This window comes from Cupriavidus oxalaticus (assembly GCF_016894385.1).
GTDB lineage: Bacteria > Pseudomonadota > Gammaproteobacteria > Burkholderiales > Burkholderiaceae > Cupriavidus > Cupriavidus oxalaticus.
The window spans coordinates 1968692-1993890 of record NZ_CP069812.1; the positions used below are offsets into that span (position 1 = coordinate 1968692).

Here is a 25199-nt window from a genome sequence, read left to right on the forward strand (position 1 = left end):
TCGCCACGCTTTCGGGACGCTCGGATGCGCCAACACCGACGCTATGCCCCATTGCTCGGTTTTCGCGAGCAAAATGTGCCGCATGATGACTAGGATTTATCCGAAAATACTTCTCGATCGGCAAATGTTGCACTAATTGACACTTGAAAAGCACCTTCTGCGGATAACATGCCTTCGCTCCGCAGAAGGTGCTTTGTGCGTATCACGGGTGCCCTGCGGTAATCCCCTTCCACTTGCTTCGGAAGAATTCTTAGCCTTCCTGGTCGGCGTACCAAGTTGGCCGTTCCTTGTCGTGTTGTTCGCTGTGAATGTTGGCATTCTGCTCCTGGATGACACCGCCACCCTCAAGTGGACCAAACGCTGTGGTTTCAGCAAGGCGTCGACCAGCGAGAAGTACAGCAGCCTGGACGCGGAATCCTTTGAGTTCGTGCAACTGGGTCTCCAGGACTCGAAGTAAGGGGGGCGATGAAATTCCCGACCATAGATGAGCGCACACCGTTCTATTTTAGGCAGACAGGCAAGCCGCTGGGGAAGTGGGAGCTGGACCACCGGTTGTCCATTATCCGCCCCGCCATTGAGGAGGCCATGGAGTACGGCAACGTCTATCGAATCGATTCGACTTGCCTGGAGATCACCGATGAATCGCAAGCGCGGATGCAGAACGTGGGGATGCTCTGGATCATCTGCTCGTTTGCGACGATCTTTATGTTGCTCGGAACAGTATTCTTTGCTTCCGCCCCATTCCGAGAAGCTGCGGAGGTGATGGCTCGTAAAGGCAACTGGGCAGGCGTGATTCTTGGCGCAACCGTCGGGATAATGGGAACTGGTTTCTTTGGCTTGTTGACCTTCGATCCGATGCGCCGGAACATGTTCACGCTGAAGCGACGCCCGATTCGGCTGAACCGCAAGACGCGCCGTATCTATGCCATCCGCACCAAGGAACCCGGAGGCATCTGGGAAGTCCCTTGGAGCGAAGACGAGTTCTTCTGTGTCGGCCATCGGCGCATGGGGGGACTCTCGCGCGCCTATGACATGTACGACATCCGCCATTATCAACTTGACGGGGATGGCAACGTCGTGCGGGCCTTCGTGCTCGGCCAGTTCACACTGACGCTGGAAGCGGCTTACGCGCAATGGGAGTACTACCGGCGCTACATGCAGGATGGGCCGTCCAAACTTCCGGAGCCCTATCGTTTCTGGGCTCCACGGGAAACGTTTTGGGAAGGCTACAAGATTTGTCGGGGCGGGAAATTCTCCGGCGCTTTCTGGGCCCTGAGCGACTTCATATTCTTTCCGTTCGCCCTGCTCGATGCCTTCGCCCGTTGGCTCGTGCTGGCTACCTGCAGCGACCCCGTGTGGCCGCCCGAAATCGAAGCCGCTTGCAAGCCCACCCCTTACGATCCGTATGCGCGTCCCTACGCTGATGACTACATCGGCGTGCCAAGTGGGCCTGATGCGAAGCCATCGCGCGAAGATCTGAAAAGGATGTGGGAGCAGGAGCCGCGGCGCAGGCGCGAAGGCGCATTGATCCGCGCCGAGGCAGAGGCCCTATTACATCAGGACAGCATTGGAGCTTAATATGACTGTCAAGAACGCTCGCTTTCGAAGCAGGCTGCGCGGTACGTCATCGCAAAGACCTGATTCGGCAGCAAACGGAGGCTACGGTATGACGACCATACTGACGCCGCCTCGCCTTTATTGCGTGCGTCTCACGGACCGGTTGCCCAACGGCAAGTGAAGTGCGCGCCTACCGGCGATGCAATGGGAAGGTGAAATCATGCAGACGGGCTACCTTTCACCGCTCGATGCCATGCTGCACTCGTCGCGGCGCGGCAAAGCGTCGTCAAGCACGCACATGCATGTTCCCCTCGACCAGCTTGCCCCCGGGTTGGCTTAGGCTAGCCGCGCGGATGGTTTTGCTCGTGTCAAGGTCATCTGCGGCTTCTGCGCGAAAGATGAACATCTGGTTATGGGGCCGCACTGCCAGATCCGCTTATTCGACACCGGAATAAGGTGCAGCGTTTTCATAACCAAAACGCTTATGATAGGAAATGGGCCTTATCTTGGCAGACCCCATCAAGGCGGGATCACGCACGAATGCGGCCTGCACCCCGAACGGGGGATGTGCAGCCGCTGCCAGGCAATTAGGATAAATACCGAGCGGTCCTCTAGCGGATCCTCAGGCCTTTGCGGCCCGCGTCCGCGCGGGCCTTTTTCTATTTGGGCCGGCAGCCGCACGCGGCGCAGGTAAGAAGCGCCCGCGGTTGTAAATCTGCCTGCCAGGCTGCCTGCCGCCGGCACTCAGCGAGCGTGGCGGCGCCAATGCCACAGCGCGAGGCCCGCCAGCCCGGCCGCCACCGCCACGCCGGCAATCCGAAACTGACGCATCCGTTCCGGCGAAGTCCAGCCGCCCTGGACATCCATGTGCCCCAGCGAGGCATGGAACAGGTTGCCGTCGGAGACCGGTATCTCGTGCGCACCGCTGAAATGCCGATGCAGGATACGGCCGTACGCCTGCTGCAGCAGGCCCGGCGCCAGCAGGTTGGCAATCCGCGCCAGCCTTGCGACAACGCCTACCGTCACGGCCTGCGAGGTGGGCGCCGCCACCGCACGCAGCACCGCACGCGCGACCGCGCCGGCATCGACCAGCGGCCGCGGCGGGCGCAGTGCCTTGCCGGTGTAGTTGGCACTGTGGCGCATCCCAGGCGTGTCGGCGGTGGCCGGGAAGATGTCGCAGATGCGGATCTGCGGATAGTCGACCAGCTCGGCACGCAACGCCTCCGAAAAGCCGCGCAGCCCGAACTTGCTCGCCGTATACGACACGCCATATGGCGACGGCGCCCATGCGCCCAGCGACACGATATTGACCAGCACGCCCTTGCGCGCCGCCTTGAAGAACGGCAGCACCGCGTGCGCGCCGTGCAGGTAGCCCAGCAGGTTGATGCGGACCACCTGCTCGTGCGCGGCCACCGGCGTTTCGTCGAACAGGCCCACGGCGCCGACACCGGCATTGTTGACCCAGACATCGATGCCACCATCGCCGAACTCCGCCGCACGCTCGGCCAGCCGGTGCATGGCCGCCGGCTGCGTGACGTCGCCCGGCACGGCCAGTGCCCGCGCGCCCAGCTCGCGGCACGCCGCGGCGGCGCGCGCCAGCGGTGCCTCGCCGCGCGCGCACAGCACCACGCGCGCCCGGGCGCGTGCGAAGGCCAGCGCGGTGGCCAGTCCGATGCCGCTCGAAGCGCCGGTGATGACAACGGTAAGCGGTCGGGTCGGGGGCATGGTGGACCTCTTGCAGTGTTAACGGCTTATTCCTGACGGGCCAGCAGGTTCCGTTCCAGCGCCGCGCCGCTGGAATGCAACTTGCCTGTCTGCCATCCAGACGGACCGTGCGGCCGGCATGCCGCCCCGCCCTGCCTGGAACCTGCACAAGGAGCCCTGCCATGACCTCGACTGAACAGGAAATCCTGGTGTGCGGCCCGGAAAACGGCCGCTGGCACCTCGAAATGCGCATCGGTAACGGCGCACCGGAGCGGCTCGCCGGCGAGTTCGATTCGCCCGACATGGCCATCGCGGGCGCCCAACAGGTCTATCCGTCGATTCCGGTACACGTGACCGATATCTCCGGCGCGCCGGCACCCTCGGCCCCCGCGCATGAAGGATCGCTGACCGACTACCACTACGGCGGCCACAGCGTGACCCGGGACGAGAAGCTGACCGGCCGCGCGCATCCGTCGAGCGACACCTCGCAGCCTCCGCCGGGCCCGCATCCCTACCAGGCCACCGATCTCGGCAACCTGCCGGCGGGCACGCCGCGCCACGGCATGTACGGGGTCGCTTCCACCCCGGCCGAGGCCGCCAAGGCCGATGAGGCCGACCGCAAGGACGAGGCGGCGCGGCGCCATACCGGTTCGCGCGACGCGGAAGACTAGGCGCGGCGGCGCCACGGCAGGCGGCAGCACGTACAATCCTGGTTTTCCCTTCGCCCCGCCGCCTTGCCGCCATGACCACCCTCGGAACGCCCCTTTCCCCTTCTGCCACCAAAGTGATGCTGCTCGGCTCCGGCGAGCTGGGCAAGGAAGTGCTGATCGCACTGCAGCGCCTGGGCGTCGAGACCATCGCCGTCGACCGCTATGACAATGCGCCGGGCCAGCAGGTGGCCCACCACGCGCGCACCATTGCCATGAGCGACCCGGACCAGCTCAGGGCGCTGATCGAGGCCGAGAAGCCTCACCTGGTGGTGCCCGAGATCGAAGCCATCGCCACCCCCATGCTGGAAACGCTGGAAGCCGCCGGCACCGTGCGCGTGATCCCCACCGCCCGCGCCGCGCGCCTGACCATGGACCGCGAAGGCATCCGCCGCCTGGCGGCGGAATCGCTGGGCGTGCCGACCAGCCCGTACAAGTTCTGCGATTCGCTGGCAGAACTGCAGGCCGCCATCGATGGCGGCATCGGCTATCCGTGCGTGGTCAAGCCGGTGATGAGCAGTTCCGGCAAGGGCCAGAGCAAGATCGACGGCCCCGAAGGCGTCCAGGCCGCCTGGGACTACGCCATGGCCGGCGGCCGCGTCAGCCACGGCCGCGTGATCGTGGAAGGCTTTATCGATTTCGACTATGAAATCACGCTGCTGACCGTGCGCGCCATCGGCGCCAGCGGCCAGGTCGAGACGCAGTTCTGCGCACCGATCGGCCACGTGCAGGTCAGCGGCGACTATGTCGAAAGCTGGCAGCCGCAGCCGATGCACCCGGCCGCGCTGCAGAAGGCCCAGCAGATTGCGCAGGCGGTCACCGCCGACCTGGGCGGCACGGGCCTCTTCGGCGTGGAACTGTTCGTCAAGGGCGAGCAGGTCTGGTTCAGCGAAGTCAGCCCGCGCCCGCACGACACCGGCATGGTGACCATGGCCACGCAGCACCAGAACGAGTTCGAGCTGCATGCGCGCGCCATCCTCGGGCTGCCGGTCGACACCTCGCTGCGCAGCCCCGGCGCCAGCGCGGTGATCTACGGCGGCGTGGACGCGCAGGGCGTGGTGTTCGACGGTGTCGAACAGGCGCTGGGCGTGCCGCAGACCGAGGTGCGGCTGTTCGGCAAGCCCGAGAGCTTCGTCAAGCGCCGCATGGGCGTGGCGCTCGCCTATGCGGACGATATCGACACCGCACGCACCCGCGCCAAGGAAGCCGCCAGCCGCGTGCGTCCGCGCGCGGTGGGCTGATAGCTGAAGGAGCGGCAGGCCTCAGAGCACGTGGCTGCCCGCCGCGGCGTGGCCGTGCGGGTGTGGCGCGGCAACCTGTGCCGCAGCCTGCGCCGCGGCCAGCACCGGCGCCATGCGCACGCCGCTCAGGTCGGCGCCGGACGGGGCCTGGTACAGCCGCAGGCCCAGTTCGGGCAGGATCGCCAGCAGGTGGTCGAATACATCGCCCTGGATGCGCTCGTAGTCCATCCACGCCGTCAGCGCGGTGAAGCAATAGATCTCCACCGGGATGCCCTGCGAATCGGGCTCCATCATGCGCACGTTCAGCAGCAGGTCGTGGTGGATCTCGGGATGCGCCTTCAGGTAGGCAATGCCATAGGCGCGGAAGGTGCCGATATTGGTCAGCCGGCGGCGGTTCACCGGGTCATTGCCCGCGGCGATCAGCATCCGGTTGGCCTCGTCGACCTTGGCCTGCTTCTCCGCCAGATAATCGTGCAGCAGCTGGAAGCGCATCAGCGCATGCACCTCGTCGTCTTCGAGGAAGCGCACGCTGCTCGCATCGAGGCGCAGCGTCCGCTTGATGCGGCGCGCGCCTGATTCGAACATCTGCCGGTAGTTGCGGTAGCTCTCCGAGAACAGCTTGTAGGTCGGCACCGTGGTCACGGTGTTGTCCCAGTTCTGCACCTTGACCGTATGCAGCGCGATGTCCTTGACATAGCCATCGGCGTTGCATTGCGGCATCTCGATCCAGTCGCCGATGCGCAGCATGTCGTTCGAGGTCAGCTGTGTGCTGGCCACCAGCGACAGCAGCGTGTCCTTGAACACCAGCAGCAGCACCGCCGACAACGCGCCCAGGCCGGACAGCATCCACAGCGGCGAGCGGTCGATCAGGATCGACAGCACCAGCACCGCGCACACCAGCCCCAGCCCGAGCCGCCCCACCTGGATATAGCCCTTGATCGAGCGGGTCTGCGCGCGCCGGCTGCTGGCATAAACGTCCTGCCACGCGCCCAGCACGCCGCCCAGCATCAGGAAGAAGCAGACCCACAGGCTGGAATGGGCCAGGCGCTCCACCAGCAGGGCGTAGCGGCCCATGTGCGGCACCTCGCCGATGCCGACGGTGATCACCGCGAAGCCCACCGCGTAGCCGAAACGCCGGTATGCGCGATGGCGCGTGAGCGCCTTGCTCCAGGGCGCCTTGCCCCAGACCGTCAGCACGCGATGGGCAATGCGCGACATCACATGGCCGAACAGCCATTGCGCGAGCACCGCGATCAGCACCAGCACCACCAGGTACAGCGTGATCTGCGCCCAGGGATGGGCCGGAATACGTTGCTGGAACAGCTCCAGCAGGGCATCGAAACTCATAAGGGGGCGACGTCAAGCCAGTGATTCGGCCAGATAGTGTACAAAAGGTGCGCGCTCCCTTCGTAAATTTGCGGCCTTTGCCTCGCATGCTGCCGCAAGGCCGCACTGAGCAGGAAGATGCTCGCCAGTGCGGCCCCGATCCCCAGCACCGTCGGCCCCGGCGAAGCTCAGCGCATCGCCGTGGTTGAAGCCGGCACCGCCACTATGAAGCATTTGTATTCGTGTACATCGCCATCAACTGCTCATCCGTGTAGCCCCAGTCAGCGGCATTCTCAAATGCCACCACCGTTTCCTCGCTGTGCCGCAGGTCAACCAGCTCGGTCGGCAACGGTTTCGACTGCGACACCGAAAAGAACACCATCACCAGCGGCCGCAGCGGATCGGCGTCGTTTTGCCCGCAGACCACTGCCAGCCGGTTCGAACGCAGCCGCAGCACGGTGCCGAGCGGATAGATGCCAACCGTTCCGGTGAAAGCCTTGAACACACGCCGGTCGAACAGCGTGTCGACGCGTACGGCCATGTACTCCATGGCGCGGGCGGGAGACCATTGCTGGTGGCCGGGACGCGCCGAGGTCAGCGAATCATAGGCATCGCAGATCGCCGCAATCCTGGCGTGGATGCTGAGCTCGCGGCCGACCAGGCCGAAGGGATAGCCGCGCCCGTCCACGCGCTCGTGGTGGTGAACGCAGACATCGAGCGGGATGTTGGAAACCAGCCGCGCCTCGTTGAGGATGCGGTAGCCCGCCGACGGATGGCGGCGGTAGCTTTCCTCTTCTTCGGGGGTGCGCGCGGTGGCCTTGTGCTGCACGGACTCGGGCAGCGTCAGCTTGCCGATGTCGTGCACCAGGCCGGCGAGGCCGAGTTCGCGCACCTCGTCGTCCGGCAGGCCCAGCGTGCGCCCGACCGCGATCATCAGCGCGCAGACGGCGAAGGCATGCAGGTAGTTGTAGTCGTCACGCGCCTTGAGCCGCGCCAGCGCCAGCAGCGCCTGCCCGTGGCGGGACAGGGAGCGCGAGGCGGCGTCGACCAGCGGCAGCGCGCGCTCGACCTCCAGCGCGCGGCCCATGCGGATGTCGGCGAACATGGAACCGACCACGGCCTTGCCGGACTGGAGCAACTCGCGAGCGCGGCCGAGCTCGGCTTCGAGCGACGCGACCGGCTGCGAGCCCGCAGGCTCATGCGGCTGTGGCGCGGGCTCCGCCACGGGCGCCGGCGGCGCCTCGGGCACGCCTGCTGGCGGCAGGTTGCGGCCCTTGAGAATATCGATCCAGACTTCGCGGACGCCCGCGGACTGGATCTGCCGGATCTGGTCTTCGTGGCTGACCAGAAACTTTGCCCGCCAGAACGGGTGGCTGATCCACGGCCCGCCCAGCCTGGCGACAAACATCCCGACCTGCAATTGTTCCGACCCGATTCGTCTCAGCATGAGATGTCCCCCGGACGTTGGTTTTCTTCTTGCCGGAATGACTATCGGCAAGCCGGCGCCAGACTTGAGGGCTGGTTTTGCCTGCCGGAGCCGCGCCGGCCGCCCTTGTCAAGGGGCGGCCAAATGCCCGGACGGCGTCGTCAGGCATTCCGGGCGGGCCCGGCGGCGGCGCTACAATGGCGCGCCCAGTGCTTACCAGACGCCAGCCAGTCGCACCCGTTCAACCATGTCCGGAACGTACACGCTAGTCGGCATCGCCCGTGCCAAGTCCCATCGCCGCGAGGCGCTGGTGTCCCAGCTCACCACCCTGCAAACGCGCGGGCTGAAGGAGCCCGGCTGCCTGGACTACCACGTCGGGCAGGATGCCGAGGATGCGCGGGTCTTCGTGATCTACATGGTCTGGGACTCGAAAGGCGCGCTGGAATCGCACCTGAACCGGCCGTACATGCGCGATTTCCATGCGTCGCGGCAGGAATTCGTCGAGGGCGATTTCAGTTTCCGCTGGCTGAACGCCGCCTGACGGCGCCTCATACCCCCTGTCGCGTCTTGCGCCCAGGGCGCCAGGCGTCAGGCACGCCACTTCCACGCGGCCCGTGCGGCCACCTCCCCCGCTTGTCATTCCCGCTGCCCCGGTCTATCAATCAGATTGACCCTCATCCAGGGCCGCGGCCCGGCAGGAGTGCATCATGGAAGTCAGGGACGGATTTGCCGGCACCATTGGCCACACCCCGCTGATCCGGCTGGCGGGGCTGAGCGCCGAGACCGGCTGCGATATCTACGGCAAGGCTGAATTCCTGAACCCGGGCGGCTCGGTCAAGGACCGCGCCGCGCTCTACATCATCCGCGACGCCGAGCGCCGCGGGCTGCTGAAGCCCGGCGGGACCGTGATCGAAGGCACTGCGGGCAACACCGGCATTGGCCTGGCCCACCTGTGCGCGGCGCGCGGCTACCGCTGCATCGTGGTGATCCCGGATACGCAGTCGCCGGAGAAGATGGAACGGCTGCGCATGCTGGGCGCGGAGGTGCGCCCCGTTCCCGCCAAGCCCTATGCCGATCCCGGCAACTACCAGAAGATCGCCGGCCGCCTGGCCGAGGAAACCGACAATGCAATCTGGGCCAACCAGTTCGACAACCTCGCCAACCGGCAGGCCCACTACGAAACCACCGGCCCGGAGATCTGGCACGCCACGGCGGGCCGCATCGATGCCTTCACCTGCGCCACCGGCACCGGCGGGTCGCTGGCGGGCATCGCGCGCTGCCTGAAGGAGCACAAGCCGGCCGTGCGCATCGTGCTGGCCGATCCGCACGGCAGCGGGCTGTACCACTACGTGAAGCACCGCGAGGTGAAGGCCGAGGGCAGCTCGATCACCGAGGGCATCGGCTCGAGCCGCGTCACCGCCAACCTGCAGGACACGCCGATCGACGATGCGGTGCGGATCGACGACCAGACCTGCGTCGACATGGTCTACCGGATGCTGCGCGAAGAAGGGCTGTTCCTGGGCGGCTCGTCAGGCATCAATGTCGGCGCCGCCGTGGCGCTGGCCCGCGAGATGGGGCCGGGCCATACCATCGTGACACTGCTGTGCGATCGCGGCGACCTGTACATGGGCCGGCTGTTCAACGAGGCGTGGCTCGCCGGCAAGGGCTTGCAGCCGATTCCGTTCCGGCGCGTCGGGCCGGGGGTATAGGAACGACCAGCGGGCACGGCCGGCGGCTACGCCGCCTTCAGCCGCCGCCACAGCGTGGTCGGGCTGATGCCCAGCACATGGCACGCGGCGGTCCGGTCGCCGCCGCATTCGGCCAGCACGCGGCGGATATGCTCGACTTCGCTCGATTGCTTGACGCGCGCCAGCGAGTGGCCGGGCTTGCCCGCCTGCGCGGTGCGTGCGGCGGCTGCGGCGGCGGGTTGAGCCGGCGCCTGCGCCATGGCCATCGCACCGTCGCTAGCGAACAGCTCCGGCACGGCAGCCTGCAGCTCGCGCAGCAGCGCATCGGCCTCCAGCTTGCGGCCGGCCACCAGCACCGCGATGCGCTCGGTGACATTCTCCAGCTCGCGGATATTGCCCGGCCACGCATAGCGCGCCAGCCGCGAGCGCGCCGCTGCCGGCAGCCGCTGCGGGCGCTCGGTGCCCAGGCGTTCCTGCGCGCGGCGGTACAGCAGCTCGGCGAGTTCGGACAGGTCTTCGGCGCGCTCGCGCAGCGGCGGCATTTCAATGCGCAGGATATTGAGGCGGTAGTACAGGTCCTGGCGGAAGGAGCCGTCGCGCACCATCGCGGGCAGGTCGCGGTGGGTGGCGGCGATCACGCGCACGTTGACGGGCACGGCGTCGAGGCCGCCGATCGGCAGCACCTGTTTTTCCTGCAGCACGCGCAGCAGGCGGGTCTGCAGCGTCGGCGGCATGTCGCCCACCTCGTCAAGGAACAGCGTGCCGTTGTGCGCCGACTCGAACAGGCCGGCCTTGCCGCCGCGGCGCGCGCCGGTGAAGGCGCCCTCTTCGTAGCCAAACAGCTCGCTTTCCAGCAGCGCTTCCGGAAACGCGGCGCAGTTGACCGCCACGAACGGGAAGGCGCGGCGCGGGCTGGCGTCGTGCATGCCCTGTGCCAGCACTTCCTTGCCGGTGCCGCTCTCGCCGCCGATCAGCACGGTGGAATCGACCACGGCGTAGCGCCGCGCCAGCGTGCGCAGTTCGGTCATCACCGCGGAGGTGCCGGCCAGGTCGTCGAGGCTGTAGCGCACGCCCGCGGGCCGGGCGCGGCTGCGCGAGCGCAGGTTGCGGTCGACGCGCTGGATCGCGCTGGCGTCCTGGATGGTCAGCACCGCGCCGGTGGTGCCCGCGTCGCTGGCGATCGGGATGCGGTTGACCACCACCATCTTGTCGCCGAGCTTGTGGATCGCCTCCAGTTCCTTGTCGCCGCTCTGCATCACGCCTTCGAGCGACAGGTTGGGCGCCAGCGTCTGCAGCTTGCGGCCCACCGCGGCCGCGGCGGAGGTGCCGAGGAAACGCTCCATGGCAGGGTTGAACGACTGGATCCGCCCTTCCGCGTCGACGGCCGCCACGCCCTCGTTCAGGTGCGCCAGGATGGCGTTGACATAGTCGCGCCGGGTGGATTCGATGCGGCGCAGCCGTGCGGCCTCGATCGCGTCTTCCAGCGCCATGCGCACCGAATTGCCCGAATACAGGAACACGCCGGTCAAACCGTAGCGATCGGCCAGGTCCGTGACCAGCCCGGGGCCGACCACGACCTGGATGCCCTCCTGCTTGAGCGCCTTGACCCGCGCCACGGCATCGTCCTCGGTCAGGTAGGTATAGGCCGGGACCGCCAGCGAGAATGCCCGCACGAATTCATCGACCTCGGCATACGTGGAGGCATGCGTGACCAGCGCAACCTTGGGCGAGATGCGGCGCGCGGTGGCGAGCGCGCTCATGACGTCGAAGCCCGTCACCTTGACCAGCACGACCGGCACGTCGACGTGCTGCCGCAGGTAGGCGCCGTTGGAGCCGCCGGCGACCACCACGTCGAGCCGGCCTTCGCGCACTTCACGCGATACGGCGCTGGCGGCCGCTTCGAAGCCCTTGCCGACGATACGGAATTCCGCGCGTGCGGCATAGGACGGAATCAGGTCGGCAAAGGCACGCGCCAGGCGGCTGATACCGATGGCCCAGATGCGCGGGCGCGCGGGCGTGGAGGCGGGAGGACTCATGGTGCGGTGCGGTGTGGGGAACGGGTGAAACCCCGCCGGAACAGGCGTACAGTGCTGGCACATTGTCCGTCATGCCAGCCCCGATTTCAACTTTGAATTCACGATTTGCGAAGGTGAAATTCAAATGTGCTGAAATGATGACATCTGGCATCGGGGAAAATTTACCCTGGTGCCCGCCAGCCCAGCTATGACAAGGCTTTCCGGGTTTTTGCCGACGCCCGCACAAGGGCTGGCACGGCCCTTGCGCTTATGGCTCCGTCTTGTTCACCTCAACGCAAACGCCAAGCAAACGCCATGACCTACTCCGCTTCCGACCTCGCGCGCTCCGCAGGCGCCCGTTTCCGCCAGGCGCTTGCCGAAGAGCATCCGCTTCAGGTGGTCGGCGCCATCAACGCCAACCACGCCCTGCTGGCCAAGCGCGCCGGCTACCGGGCCATCTACTTGTCCGGCGGCGGTGTCGCGGCCGGCTCGCTGGGCCTGCCCGACCTGGGCATCTCCAACCTGGACGACGTCCTGACCGATGTCCGCCGCATCACCGACGTGTGCGACACGCCGCTGCTGGTGGACGTCGACACCGGCTTCGGCGCCTCGGCCTTCAACGTGGCCCGCACCACCAAGTCGCTGATCAAGTTCGGCGCCGCGGCCATGCATATCGAGGACCAGGTCGGCGCCAAGCGCTGCGGCCATCGTCCCAACAAGGAAATCGTCACCCAGGGTGAAATGGTCGACCGCATCAAGGCCGCCGTCGACGCCCGCACCGACGAGAACTTCGTCATCATGGCCCGCACCGACGCGCTGGCCGTGGAAGGCCTGGACAGCGCCATCGAGCGCGCCGTGGCCTGCGTGGAAGCCGGCGCCGACGCCATCTTCCCGGAAGCCATGACCGACCTGGCCATGTATCGCAAGTTCGTCGACGCGGTGAAGGTGCCGGTGCTGGCCAACATCACCGAATTCGGCGCCACGCCGCTGTTCACCACGGAAGAACTGGGCAGCGCCGGCGTATCGATGGTGCTGTACCCGCTGTCCGCCTTCCGCGCCATGAACAAGGCCGCGGAGAATGTCTACGCAGCCATCCGCCGCGACGGCACGCAGAAGAACGTGGTCGATACCATGCAGACCCGCTCGGAGCTCTACGAGAGCATCGGCTACCATGACTTCGAGCAGAAGCTCGACGCCCTGTTCGCACAAGGCAAGGGCAAGTAAGACACCATAGAGGCAGGCGCGGCCGGGCCGGGTATATTCCCTCCCGGCCGTTCGCCTGACAAAGACAGGCAACACCAGGCATCACACCAAGGAGACCCAGATGTCCGAAGCGCAACCGCTCGTCACTCCCAAGCCCAAGAAATCCGTCGCGCTGTCCGGCGTCACCGCCGGCAATACCGCACTGTGCACCGTCGGCCGTACCGGCAACGACCTGCACTACCGCGGCTATGACATCCTCGATATCGCCGAGACCTGCGAGTTCGAAGAAATCGCCCACCTGCTGGTGCACGGCAAGCTGCCGACCAAGTCCGAACTGGCCGCCTACAAGGCCAAGCTGAAGTCGCTGCGCGGCCTGCCCGCCAACGTCAAGGCCGCGCTGGAATGGGTCCCCGCCAGCGCCCACCCGATGGACGTGATGCGCACCGGCGTATCGGTGCTGGGCACCGTGCTGCCGGAAAAGGACGACCACAACACCCCGGGCGCGCGCGACATTGCCGACCGCCTGATGGCCAGCCTGGGTTCGATGCTGCTGTACTGGTACCACTACAGCCACAATGGCAAGCGTATCGAGGTGGAAACCGACGATGACTCCATCGGCGGCCACTTCCTGCACCTGCTGCACGGCGAGAAGCCGTCGGCACTGTGGGAAAGCGCCATGAACACGTCGCTCAACCTGTACGCCGAGCACGAGTTCAACGCCTCGACCTTCACCGCCCGCGTGATCGCCGGCACGGGTTCGGACATGTACTCGTCGATCGCCGGCGCGATCGGTGCGCTGCGCGGCCCGAAGCACGGCGGTGCCAACGAAGTCGCGTTCGAGATCCAGAAGCGCTACGACAACGCGGACGAGGCCCAGGCCGACATCACCCGCCGCGTCGAGAACAAGGAAGTCGTGATCGGCTTTGGCCACCCGGTGTACACCATCAGCGACCCGCGCAACCAGGTGATCAAGGAAGTGGCGAAGAAGCTGTCGAAGGATGCCGGCTCGATGAAGATGTTCGACATCGCCGAGCGCCTGGAAACCGTGATGTGGGACATCAAGAAGATGTTCCCGAACCTGGACTGGTTCAGCGCGGTGAGCTACCACATGATGGGTGTGCCGACGGCGATGTTCACGCCGCTGTTCGTGATCGCGCGCACTTCCGGCTGGGCCGCGCACATCATCGAGCAACGCATCGACAACAAGATCATCCGCCCGAGCGCCAACTACACCGGCCCGGAGAACCTGGAGTTCGTGCCGATCAAGGATCGCAAGTAAGACCGGCTGCCGGTTTGCCCTGGGTCGGGATGCATTGATCCGGGCCTGAGGGCAAAGGGGGTAGTTGGTCGCCATCATCGAACGATGGGGGACCACTACCCCTTTTTCATACCTATATAGATTTCCCTACACCATGAATTCTGCAAACCGCAAACCGCTACCGGGCACCAAGCTGGATTACTTCGACGCGCGCGCCGCGGTTGAGGCCATCCAGCCGGGTGCCTACGACAAGCTGCCGTACACGTCGCGCGTGCTGGCAGAAAACCTGGTGCGCCGCTGCGAGCCCGCCACGCTGGCGGATTCGCTCAAGCAGCTGATCGAGCGCAAGCGCGATCTCGATTTCCCGTGGTTCCCCGCGCGCGTGGTCTGCCACGACATCCTGGGCCAGACCGCGCTGGTGGACCTGGCCGGCCTGCGCGACGCCATTGCCGACCAGGGCGGTGACCCCGCCAAGGTCAACCCGGTGGTGCCCGTGCAGTTGATCGTCGACCACTCGCTGGCGGTGGAATGCGGTGGTTTCGACCCGCAGGCGTTCGAGAAGAACCGCGCCATCGAAGACCGCCGCAACGAAGACCGTTTCCATTTCATCGACTGGACCAAGAAGGCGTTCAAGAACGTCGACGTGATCCCGCCGGGCAACGGCATCATGCACCAGATCAACCTGGAGAAGATGTCGCCGGTGATCCACGCTGACAATGGCGTGGCCTACCCCGATACCTGCGTCGGCACCGACAGCCACACCCCGCACGTGGATGCGCTGGGCGTGATCGCCATCGGCGTGGGCGGCCTGGAAGCCGAGAACGTGATGCTCGGCCGCGCCTCGTGGATGCGCCTGCCGGACATCGTCGGCGTCGAGCTGACCGGCAAGCGCCAGCCCGGCATCACCGCCACCGACATCGTGCTGGCCCTGACCGAATTCCTGCGCAAGGAAAAAGTGGTCGGCGCCTACCTGGAGTTCCGCGGCGAAGGTGCGTCGAGCCTGACGCTCGGCGACCGCGCCACCATCTCCAACATGGCACCGGAATACGGCGCCACCGCGGCGATGTTCTTTATCGACGAGCAGACCATCGAATACCTGCGCCTGACCGGCCGCACGGATGAGCAGCTCAAGCTGGTCGAGACCTATGCCAAGGCCGCTGGCCTGTGGGCAGACTCGCTGCAGAATGCCGAATACGAGCGCGTGCTGAAGTTCGATCTGTCGAGCGTGGTGCGCAACATGGCCGGCCCGTCCAACCCGCACAAGCGCCTGCCAACCTCCGCGCTGGCCGAGCGCGGCATCGCCGTGGACCTGGACAAGGCCCGCGCGCAGGAAGCCGAAGGCCTGATGCCCGATGGCGCCGTGATCATCGCCGCCATCACCAGCTGCACCAACACCAGCAACCCGCGCAACGTGATCGCCGCCGCGCTGCTGGCACGCAACGCCAACGCGCGCGGCCTGACGCGCAAGCCGTGGGTCAAGTCGTCGCTGGCGCCTGGCTCCAAGGCGGTCGAGCTGTACCTGGAAGAAGCCAACCTGCTGCCTGACCTGGAGAAGCTCGGCTTCGGCATCGTCGCCTTTGCCTGCACCACCTGCAACGGCATGTCCGGCGCGCTCGACCCGAAGATCCAGCAGGAAATCATCGACCGCGACCTGTATGCCACCGCGGTGCTGTCCGGCAACCGCAACTTCGACGGCCGCATCCACCCGTACGCCAAGCAGGCCTTCCTGGCCTCGCCGCCGCTGGTGGTCGCCTACGCCATCGCCGGCACCATCCGCTTCGATATCGAGAAGGATGTGCTGGGCACCGACCCCGACGGCAAGCCGGTCTACCTGAAGGACATCTGGCCGACCGACGAAGAGATCGACGCGATCGTCAGGCAGAGCGTGAAGCCGGAGCAGTTCCGCAAGGTCTACGAGCCGATGTTCGCGCTGACCGCGGAAACCGGCGAAAGCGCGGAGCCGCTGTACGACTGGCGCCCGCAGAGCACCTATATCCGCCGCCCGCCATACTGGGAAGGCGCGCTGGCCGGCGAGCGCACGCTGCAGGGCCTGCGTCCGCTGGCGGTGCTGGGCGACAATATCACCACCGACCACCTGTCGCCGTCCAACGCGATCCTGCTGAACAGCGCGGCTGGCGAGTACCTGGCCAAGATGGGCCTGCCGGAAGAGGACTTCAACTCGTACGCCACCCACCGCGGCGACCACCTGACCGCGCAGCGCGCCACCTTCGCCAACCCGACGCTGATCAATGAGATGGCCGTGGTCGATGGCCAGGTCAAGAAGGGTTCGCTGGCGCGCATCGAGCCGGAAGGCAAGGTCGTGCGCATGTGGGAAGCGATCGAGACCTACATGGACCGCAAGCAGCCGCTGATCATCGTCGCCGGCGCGGACTATGGCCAGGGCTCGTCGCGCGACTGGGCCGCCAAGGGTGTGCGCCTGGCCGGCGTGGAAGTGATCGTTGCCGAGGGCTTCGAGCGCATCCACCGCACCAACCTGATCGGCATGGGCGTGCTGCCGCTGGAGTTCAAGCCGGGCGTGAACCGCCTGACGCTGGGGCTGGACGGCACCGAGACCTATGACGTGATCGGCGAGCGCCAGCCGCGTGCGACGCTGACGCTGGTGGTGCATCGCAAGAATGGCGAGCGCGTGGAAGTGCCGGTGACTTGCCGTCTCGACAGCGACGAGGAAGTGTCGATCTACGAGGCCGGCGGCGTGCTGCAGCGGTTTGCGCAGGACTTTCTGGAGTCGAACAAGGCGGCGGCTTAGGACCGCAGCGTAACTGGTTGCCGAGTGTTTGCTCCCCTCTCCCGCGCGCGGGAGAGGGGCCGGGGGTGAGGGGCAGCGCGTGCAGTACCCAGGCGCATCACTTCGTGGGGGCTCCCACCCTCACCCCCACCCCTCTCCCACTTCGCGGGAGAGGGGAGCCTCCGCCAAGGGTGTCGGCTCAATCGGCTTCTTTCGCATACCTAACCACGACATTCATTCCCATGGCCCACGTACCCCAGATCAAGATCCCCGCCACCTACATCCGTGGCGGCACCAGCAAGGGCGTGTTCTTCCGCCTGCAAGACCTGCCCGAGACCGCCCAAGTCCCCGGCCCCGCCCGCGACGCGCTGCTGATGCGCGTGATCGGCAGCCCCGACCCGTACGGCAAGCAGATCGACGGCATGGGCGGCGCCACCTCCAGCACCAGCAAGACCGTGATCGTGTCCAAGAGCACGCGCCCGGACCACGACGTCGACTACCTGTTCGGCCAGGTCTCGATCGACCAGTCCTTTGTCGACTGGAGCGGCAACTGCGGCAACCTGTCCGCCGCGGTCGGCCCGTTCGCCATCAGCGCCGGCCTGGTCGACCCGAGCCGCGTGCCGCAGAACGGCGTCGCCATCGTGCGCATCTGGCAGGCCAATATCGGCAAGACCATCATCGGCCACGTGCCCGTCACCAACGGTGAAGTGCAGGAAACCGGTGACTTCGAGCTCGACGGCGTGACCTTCCCCGCCGCCGAGGTGCAGCTCGAGTTCATGGACCCGGCCGCCGAGGAAGAAGGCGCCGGCGGCGCGATGTTCCCGACCGGCAATGTGGTCGACGATCTGGAAGTGCCGGGCGTCGGCACGCTCAAGGCGACCATGATCAACGCCGGCATCCCGACCATCTTCGTCAATGCGGACAGCATCGGCTATACCGGCACCGAGCTGCAGGACGCCATCAACAGCGACACCAAGGCGCTGGCGATGTTCGAGACCATCCGTGCCTATGGCGCGCTGCGCATGGGGCTGATCAAGGACGTGGACGAGGCCGCCAAGCGCCAGCACACGCCCAAGGTTGCATTCGTGGCCAGCCCGGTGGACTACACCGCCTCCAGCGGCAAGAAGGTAGCCGCGGCCGACGTAGACCTGCTGGTGCGCGCGCTTTCCATGGGCAAGCTGCACCACGCGATGATGGGCACGGCAGCCGTTGCCATCGGCACCGCGGCGGCCATCCCCGGCACGCTGGTCAACCTGGCTGCCGGTGGCGGCGAGCGCAACGCGGTGCGTTTCGGGCACCCGTCCGGCACGCTGCGCGTGGGCGCCGAAGCTGCGCTGGTCGACGGCGAATGGGTGGTCAGGAAGGCCATCATGAGCCGCAGCGCGCGTGTGCTGATGGAAGGCTGGGTGCGCGTGCCGGGCGACGCGTTCTGAGCTGAGCCCCTCCCGCGAGGCCGTTCATGTCCACCGACACGCCGTCCGCGCAACGCCCCGATCCGGATCAGGTGCTGGTCGACATCGCCGACTATGTCACCCGCTACGAGATCAAGAGCGGCCTCGCCTACGATACTGCCCGCAACTGCCTGATCGATACGCTCGGTTGCGGGCTCGAAGCCCTGTCCTACCCGGCCTGCACCAAGCTGCTCGGCCCCATCGTCCCGGGCACGATCGTGCCCAACGGCGCGCGCGTGCCGGGCACCCAGTTCCAGCTCGACCCGGTCCAGGCCGCGTTCAACCTCGGCACGATGATCCGCTGGCTGGATTTCAACGACACCTGGCTGGCGGCCGAATGGGGCCATCCGTCCGACAACCTCGGCGGCATCCTGGCCACCGCCGACTGGATCTCGCGCAATCACCTCGCCGCCGGCCGCAAGCCGCTGACGATGAAGGCCGTGCTCACGGCCATGATCAAGGCGCATGAGATCCAGGGCTGCATCGCGCTGGAGAACTCGTTCAACAAGGTGGGCCTGGACCACGTGGTGCTGGTCAAGGTGGCCTCCACTGCCGTGGTCGCGCAGATGCTGGGGCTGGCGCGCGACGAGATCATCAATGCGGTCTCGCTGGCCTGGGTCGATGGCCAGAGCCTGCGCACCTATCGCCATGCGCCCAATACCGGCAGCCGCAAGAGCTGGGCCGCGGGCGATGCCACCAGCCGCGCGGTGCGTCTGGCGCTGATCGCGCGCACCGGCGAAATGGGCTACCCGTCGGCGCTGACGGCAAAGACCTGGGGCTTCTATGACGTGCTGTTCAAGGGCCAGCCGTTCAGGTTCCAGCGGCCCTACGGCTCGTACGTGATGGAGAACGTGCTGTTCAAGATCTCCTTCCCCGCCGAGTTTCATGCACAGACGGCGGTGGAAGCGGCCATGCAGCTGCACGGGGCGCTCGCGCGCGCAGGGCGCTCGGCGGCGGATATTGCAGCCATCACCATCCGCACCCATGAGGCGTGCCTGCGCATCATCGACAAGAAGGGCCCGCTCAGCAATCCCGCCGACCGCGACCATTGCATCCAGTACATGGTGGCGGTGCCATTGCTGTTCGGCCGCCTGACCGCCGCGGACTATGAGGATGACGTCGCGGCCGATCCGCGCATCGACGCGCTGCGCGGCAGGATCGCCTGCCTGGAAGACCCCGCGCTGACGCACGACTACCACGACCCGGACAAGCGCTCGATCGCCAATGCACTGACCGTCACGCTGAACGACGGCACCGTGCTGGACGAAGTGCTGGTCGAATATCCCCTCGGGCACAAGCGCCGGCGCGCCGAAGGCATCCCGCTGCTGGTGGAGAAATTCCGCACCAACCTGGCGCGGCGTTTTCCGCCGAAACAGCAGCAGGCGATCCTGTCGGTATCGCTGGACCAGGCTCGCCTGGAGGCGATCGCCGTTAACGACTACCTCGATATGTATGCGATTTAGGTTATCGGGTGCGGATTTTCATGCCGAATCGGCATAACCCCTGAAGATTCTCCTAACGTATAGTCTCAGCCGCTGCCCGGCCGGCGCCCTCGCGCGCGCGGCGGCAAGCCGTTGAAGGAAGACGGACCGCATCGCACCACCCACAAGGTCTGCCGTGCCGTTCCGATCGTGCCTGTACGTGCCTACACGTCCGTATAACATCCGAGGAGAACCATGAAGAACTTTGCCCGCGCCACTACGCTGGTCGCCGCCCTGCTTTCCGCCAGCCTGATCAGCGCCACTGCCCACGCACAGCCGGCAACGGTCGCCCCGCCCGCCGCTGCGCCCGCCGCGCCGGCCACGGCCCAGCCCGAAGCCCGCAAGGCCAATATCGTCATCATCGGCACCGGCGGCACCATTGCCGGCGCCGGCGCATCGGCCATCAATACCGCGGCCTACCAGTCCGCCGTGGTGCCGGTCGACAAGATCATCGCCTCGGTCCCGGAAATCTCCAAGGTCGCCAACGTCAAGGGCGAGCAGATCTTCCAGATCGGCTCGGAGAGCTTCAACAACGAACGCCTGCTGAAGCTGGCCAAGCGCGTGTCGGAACTGCTCAAGCAGCCGGATGTCGACGGCATCGTCATCACCCACGGCACCGACACCATCGAGGAAACCGCGTACTTCCTCAACCTGACGCTGAAGAGCGACAAGCCGGTGGTGGTGGTCGGCTCGATGCGCCCGGGCACGGCGCTTGGCGCGGACGGCGCGCTCAACCTCTATGACGCGGTGCTGGTGGCCTCCAATCCCGCATCGAAGGGCAAGGGCACGCTGGTGGTGCTGAACGACGAGATCCACACCGGCCGCGACGTGACCAAGAGCAATACCTTCAAGACCGAGACCTTCCGTTCGCCGTTCGGCCCGCTGGGCTACGTGGTGGAAGGCCGCTCGCTGTATTACCGCCTGCCGGCGCGCCCGCACACGCTGCAGACCGAGTGGGACATCGACAAGATCGACAAGCTGCCTGAAGTGGCCGTGGTCTACGCCTACGGCAACGTCAACCCGGCCAGCATCGACGCGGCGGTAAGGAACGGCGCCAAGGCCATCGTCTACGCCGCCACCGGCAACGGCAGCGTCGGCGACTACATGGTCGAGCCGCTCAAGGCCGCGCGCGCCAAGGGCGTGCAGATCGTGCGTGCCTCGCGCACGGGCAGCGGCGTGGTGATCCGCAATGCGGAGCAGCCGGACGACAAGTACGACTGGATCGTCACCGACGACCAGCTGCCGCAGAAGGCGCGCATCCTGATGGCGCTGGCGCTGACCAGGACCAACGACCCGAAGGCGCTGCAGCAGGTTTTCTGGAAATATTGATGGCGGCGTGAGGCGGGCGGTCTTGCCGCTAGACGCTCCCGCCCTCTCCCCCGACCCCTCTCCCGTGCGCGGGAGAGGGGAGCAAACCGGCGGTTTTCCCAACCGGCGATGGCTGCCCGGCCTGCGCCGCTTCTCTCTCCGCCTCTTTCTCCGCTTCTCCCCCACCTTCCGCCCGCTCAAGCCATTGCCGCGGCGACTCTCCCAGCCGCGCCGAGAATGCGCGGGACAGCGCCGATGCATTGGCATAGCCCAGTTCCACCGCCACAGATTTCACCGGACGGCCCAGCCTGAGTTGCGCCTGCGCCAGCGACAGCCGCCAGTCGGTCAGGTAGTCGGCCGGCGGCTGGCCCACGATGCGCCGGAACGCGGCGGCAAACGCGCTGCGCGACATGCCCGCGCGCTCCGCCATGCGCGGCAGGTCCCACGCCGCGCCGGGATCCTCGTGCAGCGCCACCAGCGCGCGCGCCAGGCGCGGGTCAGACAGCCCGGCGATCAGTCCGGCCTGGATGCCGGCCTGCTGGTGATGGTCGATCAGCCAGCGCAGCAGCTGGATCAGCACGACTTCGAACAGCCGGTCCGCCAGCAGCCGGTGGCCGCAGCGCACCTGCCCGGCCTCGGCGAACAGCAGCGCCAGGGCCTGTTCCAGCCCGGCTACGCGCGCCAGCGGCAGGGCAATCAGCGGCGGCAACGCGCGCACTACCGGGTTGCGCGCGCCGCCGTCGAAATCCAGCGCCGCGCAGGTGAAATCCGATCCTTCCACTGGCGGGTTGTGGAACATGTGGTGAATCGGGCGCGGATAGAACAGCAGCGTCGGTTCCTCGAAGCGCAATGTCGGCGGCAGCCCGGCGCCCGGCGGATGCCGCAGTTCCAGGTCGCCCCGCCGCAGCACATGCAGGAAGCCGCGGCCGGGCTGCGCCGCGAATTGCGTCAGCCCGCACAGCGGACCCTGGTGGAACAGGTGGGCGCGGGCGCGGAAACGCTCCAGCAGCGCGGACAGGCGGTCGACCGGGGCATTCATGGCAAGCGTGGACGAATTGGTATGCATGAAGGACGTTGCGTATCTCATAGTACGCGATGGCCGACCATAATGGGTTCCAGGGCGATCGCAACGCCTGTTCTCTCAAACCAGTACCAAGGAGTCCGTCATGTCCCGCGTTCCTCTCGTCACCGCCGCAACCGCGTCCGGCGACGCCAAGGCCCTCCTGAACGAAATCCACGGTGCCTTTGGCGCCACGCCTAACATGTTCCGCGCCGTTGCCAACTCCCCGGCTGCGCTGCGCAGCATGTGGGGCGCGTTTGGCGCGCTGGGCAGCGGCGCCCTGGGCGCTGCGCTCGGCGAAAAGATCGCCGTCGCCGTTGCTGACCGCAACCAGTGCGAATACTGCCTGGCAGCCCACACCGCACTTGGCCGCAAGGCCGGCGCGACCGCGCAGGAAATGTCCGAAGCGCAGGCCGGACGCGCGCAGGACCCGCAGACCGCCGCCGCGCTGTCGTTCGCGCTCAAGCTGGTCAACGACCGCGGCCAGGTCACGGATGCCGATATTGCGCAACTTCGCGAAGCCGGCTTCAACGATGAACAGATTGTCGAGATCCTGGCCCACGTGGCGCTGAACCTGTTCACCAACTACGTGAACGTCGCCTTCGCCGTGCCGGTGGATTTCCCGAAGATCAGCCTGCGCGCCGCCGCGTGAACGGGCTCAGTCCTCGCGCGCCGGCATGCCCAACGCCGGGTCGCGCGGGGCGCCCGTCATCGGACGGGCTTTGCTGAAGGTCCGGCCCGACCGCCCTTCCCTTGGAAGCAGATCCGCGCCAGTTCACTGGCGCGCAATAGTGTGGGGGAAATATTTTCGGCGGTTAATTGCATTTTTAAGCAACCAGCGCGTCTACGCTGGTCCATGCGACTCAGAACATGGCGCTGCTCATCAGCGCTTTTGCCACCAGCACGCCTTCGTTGGCAGTCTCGGCATAGACAGACACCTCGGTGGCCACCTGCCGCCGGCCCCGCCGCACCACTGCCGCGACGGCGCGCAATGCCGCGCCCTGCGCGGGCGCCAGGTACTGGATCGACAGCGAACTGGTCGCCCCGCCCTTCACTTCGTCGGCATTGGCGCCCGACGCTGCCGCCGCGGCGCCGGCAATATCGATCAGCGTGGCAATGACCCCGCCATGCACGGTGCTGCCATGGGTCACATTGGTCGGCAGGAACGGCATTTCGAGTTCGATGTGTTCGGGCGCCAGGCCGGCCAGCCGCACGCCCAGCGCCCGCGCGACCGGCGAGCCCAGCAGGATGTTGTCGATCATCGCGTGCATGCGGGGGTCGACGGCGGCATCGCGGCGCGATGGGACGAGGCTGGCAATGGCTTGCGGCATGGTGCGGCTCCTACAGGTTGTCAGGTATCGAGGCTCTGCCAGGCAGCGTAGTGGCATGCCGCGAGCGGCTCAATTACGTCGGACATAGTTGAGCGGCAATTGCGCCGGCCGTGCGCGGCATGGCTCATATCGAGCACATCGCCGGCAGGGAGGTCCGGGCATTTCCGCTTGCCCGCCGGGCCGCCAACGCTGCGGCGGTGAATTCACCTACACGGGGACAGGCCCCTATTCCCTTGCCAGGGCACGAATGCTATCGTGCAGCGGCTTGCCGGTGCCACCGCACCCCGCCTGCCGGCAAGGCATCTACAGGATTGCGTACCACCGCTATGTCGAGACAGATTCCCCCACTCAACCCGCTCAGGGCGTTCGAAGTGGCTGCCCGGCATCTGAGCTTCACGCGCGCCGCCGAGGAACTGTTCGTCACGCCCTCGGCGGTCAGCCACCAGATCAAGGCGCTGGAAGAAAGCCTTGGCGTGCAGCTGTTTATCCGCGAGGCCAAGGCCCTGGTGCTGACACCGGCCGGCAACGCCTACCTGCCCAGCGTGCAACTGGCCTTCAAGCAGCTCGCCGATGCCACGCACCGCCTGCACAGCAAGGACCGCCCGGCGCTGAAGGTCAACATGCCGCCCACGTTCGCGGTCAAATGGCTGATCCCGCGCATGGACCGCTTCATGAAGGCGCACCCGGATATCGACCTGAAGGTGTCGACCTCGAACCATCGCATCGACTTCGAGCGCGACGATTTCGACATGGCGATCCGCTATGGCCGCGGCGATTACCCCGGCCTGCACTGCGAGCTGTGCATGGCGGTCGAGGTCATTCCCGTGTGCAGTCCGGCGCTGCTGCAAGGTCCGCAGCCGCTCGAGACACCGTCCGACCTGAAGCACCATACGCTGCTGCACGACGACAGCACCTATACGGATGTGAGCAACCCCGACTGGGCGATGTGGCTGGAGCACGCCGGCGTGACCGATGTCGACGCCAGCCGCGGGCCGTCGTTCTGGCCGAGCCACCTGGTCATCAACGCCGCGCTCAATGGCCTGGGCGTGGCGCTGGTGAAGAAGAACTGGATCGAACAGGACCTGGCCGAAGGCCGGCTGGTGCGGCTGTTCGAATCGATCCGGCTGCCGGTCGAATTCTCTTACTTCGTGGTGTTCCCGAAGGAACGGCTGGAGGATCGCCGCATCCGCTGCTTCACTGACTGGATCCGCGCGGAAGTGTTGGAGGACCAGCAGCAGCCGGCCCCCGTCTGAGCGCAGCTTCAGGCCGCGGCGGGCATCGATGCCGTCTTCTTCTGCACGCGTGCGCGCAAGCGCTCGACATCGACCACGAAGCGGCGATGCGTGCCGCTGCAAACCCGCTCGACCGCATCGTCGGCAGTCACGCTGAACGTGACACTGCGGCCATCGATGGCCGTGACCTCGGCGTGTATGCGCACCTCGCCGCCCAGCGGCGTGGCCCCGGTGTGCTGCACCGAGACCTCCGCACCCACCGAGCTTTCGCCGTCATCCAGAAAGCCTTGCAGGAAGTCGAGGCAGGTCTGTTCGATATCGCGTACCAGCTCGGGCGTGGCGTAGATGCGCAGGCTTTCGCCGAGAAAATCGATGGTGCGCTGGCGGTCGACCGTCAGCGTGCGCGCGCAGTTCGCGCCGAGTTGCAATCCGTTCTTCATCAGGGGTTCCTTTCAGGTCTGGGGA

The 25199-nt window shown here is 66.5% G+C and carries 21 protein-coding genes; 13 read left to right on the plus strand and 8 right to left on the minus strand.

What is annotated here, in order from left to right; translation table 11 throughout:
• Nucleotides 1-250 precede the first annotated feature (250 nt).
• Nucleotides 251-433 carry a hypothetical protein gene (locus JTE92_RS21485; protein WP_157096921.1) on the minus strand — a complete coding sequence of 61 codons (183 nt, stop codon included), beginning with the start codon at nucleotides 431-433 and terminating at the stop codon, nucleotides 251-253.
• Nucleotides 434-465: 32 nt separating this feature from the next.
• On the opposite strand from JTE92_RS21485, the gene JTE92_RS21490 reads away from it, so the two are divergent.
• Complete coding sequence (locus JTE92_RS21490; protein ID WP_063238733.1) at nucleotides 466-1578, plus strand: DUF6708 domain-containing protein; 1113 nt, start codon at nucleotides 466-468, stop codon at nucleotides 1576-1578.
• A gap of 723 nt (nucleotides 1579-2301) precedes the next feature.
• Here JTE92_RS21490 and JTE92_RS21495 read toward each other — a convergent pair.
• Nucleotides 2302-3282: an SDR family oxidoreductase gene (locus JTE92_RS21495; protein ID WP_063238732.1), complete on the minus strand. Its 981-nt coding sequence runs from the start codon at nucleotides 3280-3282 to the stop codon at nucleotides 2302-2304.
• A 161-nt stretch (nucleotides 3283-3443) separates the two neighbouring features.
• Between JTE92_RS21495 and JTE92_RS21500 the strand changes: the two genes are divergently transcribed.
• Together JTE92_RS21500 and purT are read left to right on the plus strand one after the other, a co-directional pair.
• On the plus strand, nucleotides 3444-3932 hold the full coding sequence (locus JTE92_RS21500) for a hypothetical protein (protein WP_063238731.1): 489 nt from the start codon (nucleotides 3444-3446) through the stop codon (nucleotides 3930-3932).
• 71 nt (nucleotides 3933-4003) lie between these two features.
• Nucleotides 4004-5209, plus strand: a complete 1206-nt coding sequence (gene purT / locus JTE92_RS21505) for a formate-dependent phosphoribosylglycinamide formyltransferase (RefSeq protein WP_084254537.1) — start codon at nucleotides 4004-4006, stop codon at nucleotides 5207-5209.
• Between the two features lie 21 nt (nucleotides 5210-5230).
• Here the strand turns inward: purT and JTE92_RS21510 are convergent, their stop codons facing one another.
• Nucleotides 5231-6556 carry a mechanosensitive ion channel family protein gene (locus JTE92_RS21510; protein WP_063238729.1) on the minus strand — a complete coding sequence of 442 codons (1326 nt, stop codon included), beginning with the start codon at nucleotides 6554-6556 and terminating at the stop codon, nucleotides 5231-5233.
• Between the two features lie 202 nt (nucleotides 6557-6758).
• On the minus strand, nucleotides 6759-7982 hold the full coding sequence (locus JTE92_RS21515; protein WP_063238728.1) for an HD-GYP domain-containing protein: 1224 nt from the start codon (nucleotides 7980-7982) through the stop codon (nucleotides 6759-6761).
• Between the two features lie 226 nt (nucleotides 7983-8208).
• Between JTE92_RS21515 and JTE92_RS21520 the strand changes: the two genes are divergently transcribed.
• Both JTE92_RS21520 and JTE92_RS21525 read left to right on the plus strand, forming a co-directional pair.
• Entirely contained in the window at nucleotides 8209-8502 is a 294-nt protein-coding gene (locus tag JTE92_RS21520; protein ID WP_029045932.1) for a putative quinol monooxygenase, read from the plus strand.
• 166 nt (nucleotides 8503-8668) lie between these two features.
• Nucleotides 8669-9670 (plus strand): cysteine synthase A, encoded by a 1002-nt coding sequence (locus JTE92_RS21525; RefSeq protein ID WP_063238727.1) that lies wholly within the window; start codon nucleotides 8669-8671, stop codon nucleotides 9668-9670.
• Nucleotides 9671-9696: 26 nt separating this feature from the next.
• On the opposite strand, the gene prpR is transcribed toward JTE92_RS21525, so the two are convergent.
• Nucleotides 9697-11685 (minus strand): propionate catabolism operon regulatory protein PrpR, encoded by a 1989-nt coding sequence (prpR, locus tag JTE92_RS21530; RefSeq protein WP_084254536.1) that lies wholly within the window; start codon nucleotides 11683-11685, stop codon nucleotides 9697-9699.
• 294 nt (nucleotides 11686-11979) lie between these two features.
• Here prpR and prpB point away from each other — a divergent pair, with 294 nt between their 5' ends.
• The 6 genes from prpB to JTE92_RS21560 all read left to right on the plus strand — a co-directional run bounded on the left by prpB (nucleotide 11980) and on the right by JTE92_RS21560 (nucleotide 21132).
• Nucleotides 11980-12888: a methylisocitrate lyase gene (prpB, locus tag JTE92_RS21535; protein ID WP_063238726.1), complete on the plus strand. Its 909-nt coding sequence runs from the start codon at nucleotides 11980-11982 to the stop codon at nucleotides 12886-12888.
• Between the two features lie 100 nt (nucleotides 12889-12988).
• Nucleotides 12989-14146, plus strand: a complete 1158-nt coding sequence (prpC, locus tag JTE92_RS21540; protein WP_116386790.1) for a bifunctional 2-methylcitrate synthase/citrate synthase — start codon at nucleotides 12989-12991, stop codon at nucleotides 14144-14146.
• Between the two features lie 133 nt (nucleotides 14147-14279).
• On the plus strand, nucleotides 14280-16892 hold the full coding sequence (gene acnD, locus JTE92_RS21545; RefSeq protein ID WP_063237795.1) for a Fe/S-dependent 2-methylisocitrate dehydratase AcnD: 2613 nt from the start codon (nucleotides 14280-14282) through the stop codon (nucleotides 16890-16892).
• A 221-nt stretch (nucleotides 16893-17113) separates the two neighbouring features.
• Complete coding sequence (gene prpF / locus JTE92_RS21550; protein WP_063237796.1) at nucleotides 17114-18304, plus strand: 2-methylaconitate cis-trans isomerase PrpF; 1191 nt, start codon at nucleotides 17114-17116, stop codon at nucleotides 18302-18304.
• A gap of 26 nt (nucleotides 18305-18330) precedes the next feature.
• The gene (locus tag JTE92_RS21555; protein WP_063237797.1) at nucleotides 18331-19785 is read left to right on the plus strand and encodes a bifunctional 2-methylcitrate dehydratase/aconitate hydratase; all 1455 of its coding nucleotides are present in this window, start codon (nucleotides 18331-18333) and stop codon (nucleotides 19783-19785) included.
• A gap of 213 nt (nucleotides 19786-19998) precedes the next feature.
• Nucleotides 19999-21132: an asparaginase gene (locus JTE92_RS21560; protein WP_063237798.1), complete on the plus strand. Its 1134-nt coding sequence runs from the start codon at nucleotides 19999-20001 to the stop codon at nucleotides 21130-21132.
• A gap of 28 nt (nucleotides 21133-21160) precedes the next feature.
• On the opposite strand, the gene JTE92_RS21565 is transcribed toward JTE92_RS21560, so the two are convergent.
• A complete protein-coding gene (locus tag JTE92_RS21565; protein WP_232353295.1) occupies nucleotides 21161-22177 on the minus strand; it encodes an AraC family transcriptional regulator in 1017 nt (338 codons plus the stop codon).
• Nucleotides 22178-22277: 100 nt separating this feature from the next.
• On the opposite strand from JTE92_RS21565, the gene JTE92_RS21570 reads away from it, so the two are divergent.
• The gene (locus tag JTE92_RS21570; RefSeq protein ID WP_063237799.1) at nucleotides 22278-22823 is read left to right on the plus strand and encodes a carboxymuconolactone decarboxylase family protein; all 546 of its coding nucleotides are present in this window, start codon (nucleotides 22278-22280) and stop codon (nucleotides 22821-22823) included.
• A gap of 211 nt (nucleotides 22824-23034) precedes the next feature.
• Here JTE92_RS21570 and JTE92_RS21575 read toward each other — a convergent pair whose 3' ends face one another.
• A complete protein-coding gene (locus JTE92_RS21575) occupies nucleotides 23035-23502 on the minus strand; it encodes a PaaI family thioesterase (protein ID WP_063237800.1) in 468 nt (155 codons plus the stop codon).
• Between the two features lie 326 nt (nucleotides 23503-23828).
• Here JTE92_RS21575 and JTE92_RS21580 point away from each other — a divergent pair, with 326 nt between their 5' ends.
• A complete protein-coding gene (locus JTE92_RS21580; protein ID WP_063237801.1) occupies nucleotides 23829-24755 on the plus strand; it encodes a transcriptional regulator GcvA in 927 nt (308 codons plus the stop codon).
• An 8-nt stretch (nucleotides 24756-24763) separates the two neighbouring features.
• Here the strand turns inward: JTE92_RS21580 and JTE92_RS21585 are convergent, their stop codons facing one another.
• Nucleotides 24764-25174, minus strand: a complete 411-nt coding sequence (locus JTE92_RS21585; RefSeq protein ID WP_063237802.1) for a thioesterase family protein — start codon at nucleotides 25172-25174, stop codon at nucleotides 24764-24766.
• Between the last annotated feature and the right edge of the window lie 25 nt (nucleotides 25175-25199).

Coding starts and splice junctions, on each gene's coding strand:
- acnD (WP_063237795.1), top strand. CDS start 14,280: ATGAATTCTGCAAACCGCAAACCGCTACCGGGCACCAAGCTGGATTAC.
- prpF (WP_063237796.1), top strand. CDS start 17,114: ATGGCCCACGTACCCCAGATCAAGATCCCCGCCACCTACATCCGTGGC.
- JTE92_RS21580 (WP_063237801.1), top strand. CDS start 23,829: ATGTCGAGACAGATTCCCCCACTCAACCCGCTCAGGGCGTTCGAAGTG.
- JTE92_RS21570 (WP_063237799.1), top strand. CDS start 22,278: ATGTCCCGCGTTCCTCTCGTCACCGCCGCAACCGCGTCCGGCGACGCC.
- prpR (WP_084254536.1), bottom strand. CDS start 11,685: ATGAGTCCTCCCGCCTCCACGCCCGCGCGCCCGCGCATCTGGGCCATC.
- JTE92_RS21525 (WP_063238727.1), top strand. CDS start 8,669: ATGGAAGTCAGGGACGGATTTGCCGGCACCATTGGCCACACCCCGCTG.
- JTE92_RS21515 (WP_063238728.1), bottom strand. CDS start 7,982: ATGCTGAGACGAATCGGGTCGGAACAATTGCAGGTCGGGATGTTTGTC.
- JTE92_RS21585 (WP_063237802.1), bottom strand. CDS start 25,174: ATGAAGAACGGATTGCAACTCGGCGCGAACTGCGCGCGCACGCTGACG.
- JTE92_RS21575 (WP_063237800.1), bottom strand. CDS start 23,502: ATGCCGCAAGCCATTGCCAGCCTCGTCCCATCGCGCCGCGATGCCGCC.
- JTE92_RS21490 (WP_063238733.1), top strand. CDS start 466: ATGAAATTCCCGACCATAGATGAGCGCACACCGTTCTATTTTAGGCAG.
- JTE92_RS21565 (WP_232353295.1), bottom strand. CDS start 22,177: ATGCATACCAATTCGTCCACGCTTGCCATGAATGCCCCGGTCGACCGC.
- JTE92_RS21555 (WP_063237797.1), top strand. CDS start 18,331: ATGTCCACCGACACGCCGTCCGCGCAACGCCCCGATCCGGATCAGGTG.
- JTE92_RS21520 (WP_029045932.1), top strand. CDS start 8,209: ATGTCCGGAACGTACACGCTAGTCGGCATCGCCCGTGCCAAGTCCCAT.
- JTE92_RS21500 (WP_063238731.1), top strand. CDS start 3,444: ATGACCTCGACTGAACAGGAAATCCTGGTGTGCGGCCCGGAAAACGGC.
- JTE92_RS21560 (WP_063237798.1), top strand. CDS start 19,999: ATGAAGAACTTTGCCCGCGCCACTACGCTGGTCGCCGCCCTGCTTTCC.
- purT (WP_084254537.1), top strand. CDS start 4,004: ATGACCACCCTCGGAACGCCCCTTTCCCCTTCTGCCACCAAAGTGATG.
- prpB (WP_063238726.1), top strand. CDS start 11,980: ATGACCTACTCCGCTTCCGACCTCGCGCGCTCCGCAGGCGCCCGTTTC.
- prpC (WP_116386790.1), top strand. CDS start 12,989: ATGTCCGAAGCGCAACCGCTCGTCACTCCCAAGCCCAAGAAATCCGTC.
- JTE92_RS21510 (WP_063238729.1), bottom strand. CDS start 6,556: ATGAGTTTCGATGCCCTGCTGGAGCTGTTCCAGCAACGTATTCCGGCC.
- JTE92_RS21495 (WP_063238732.1), bottom strand. CDS start 3,282: ATGCCCCCGACCCGACCGCTTACCGTTGTCATCACCGGCGCTTCGAGC.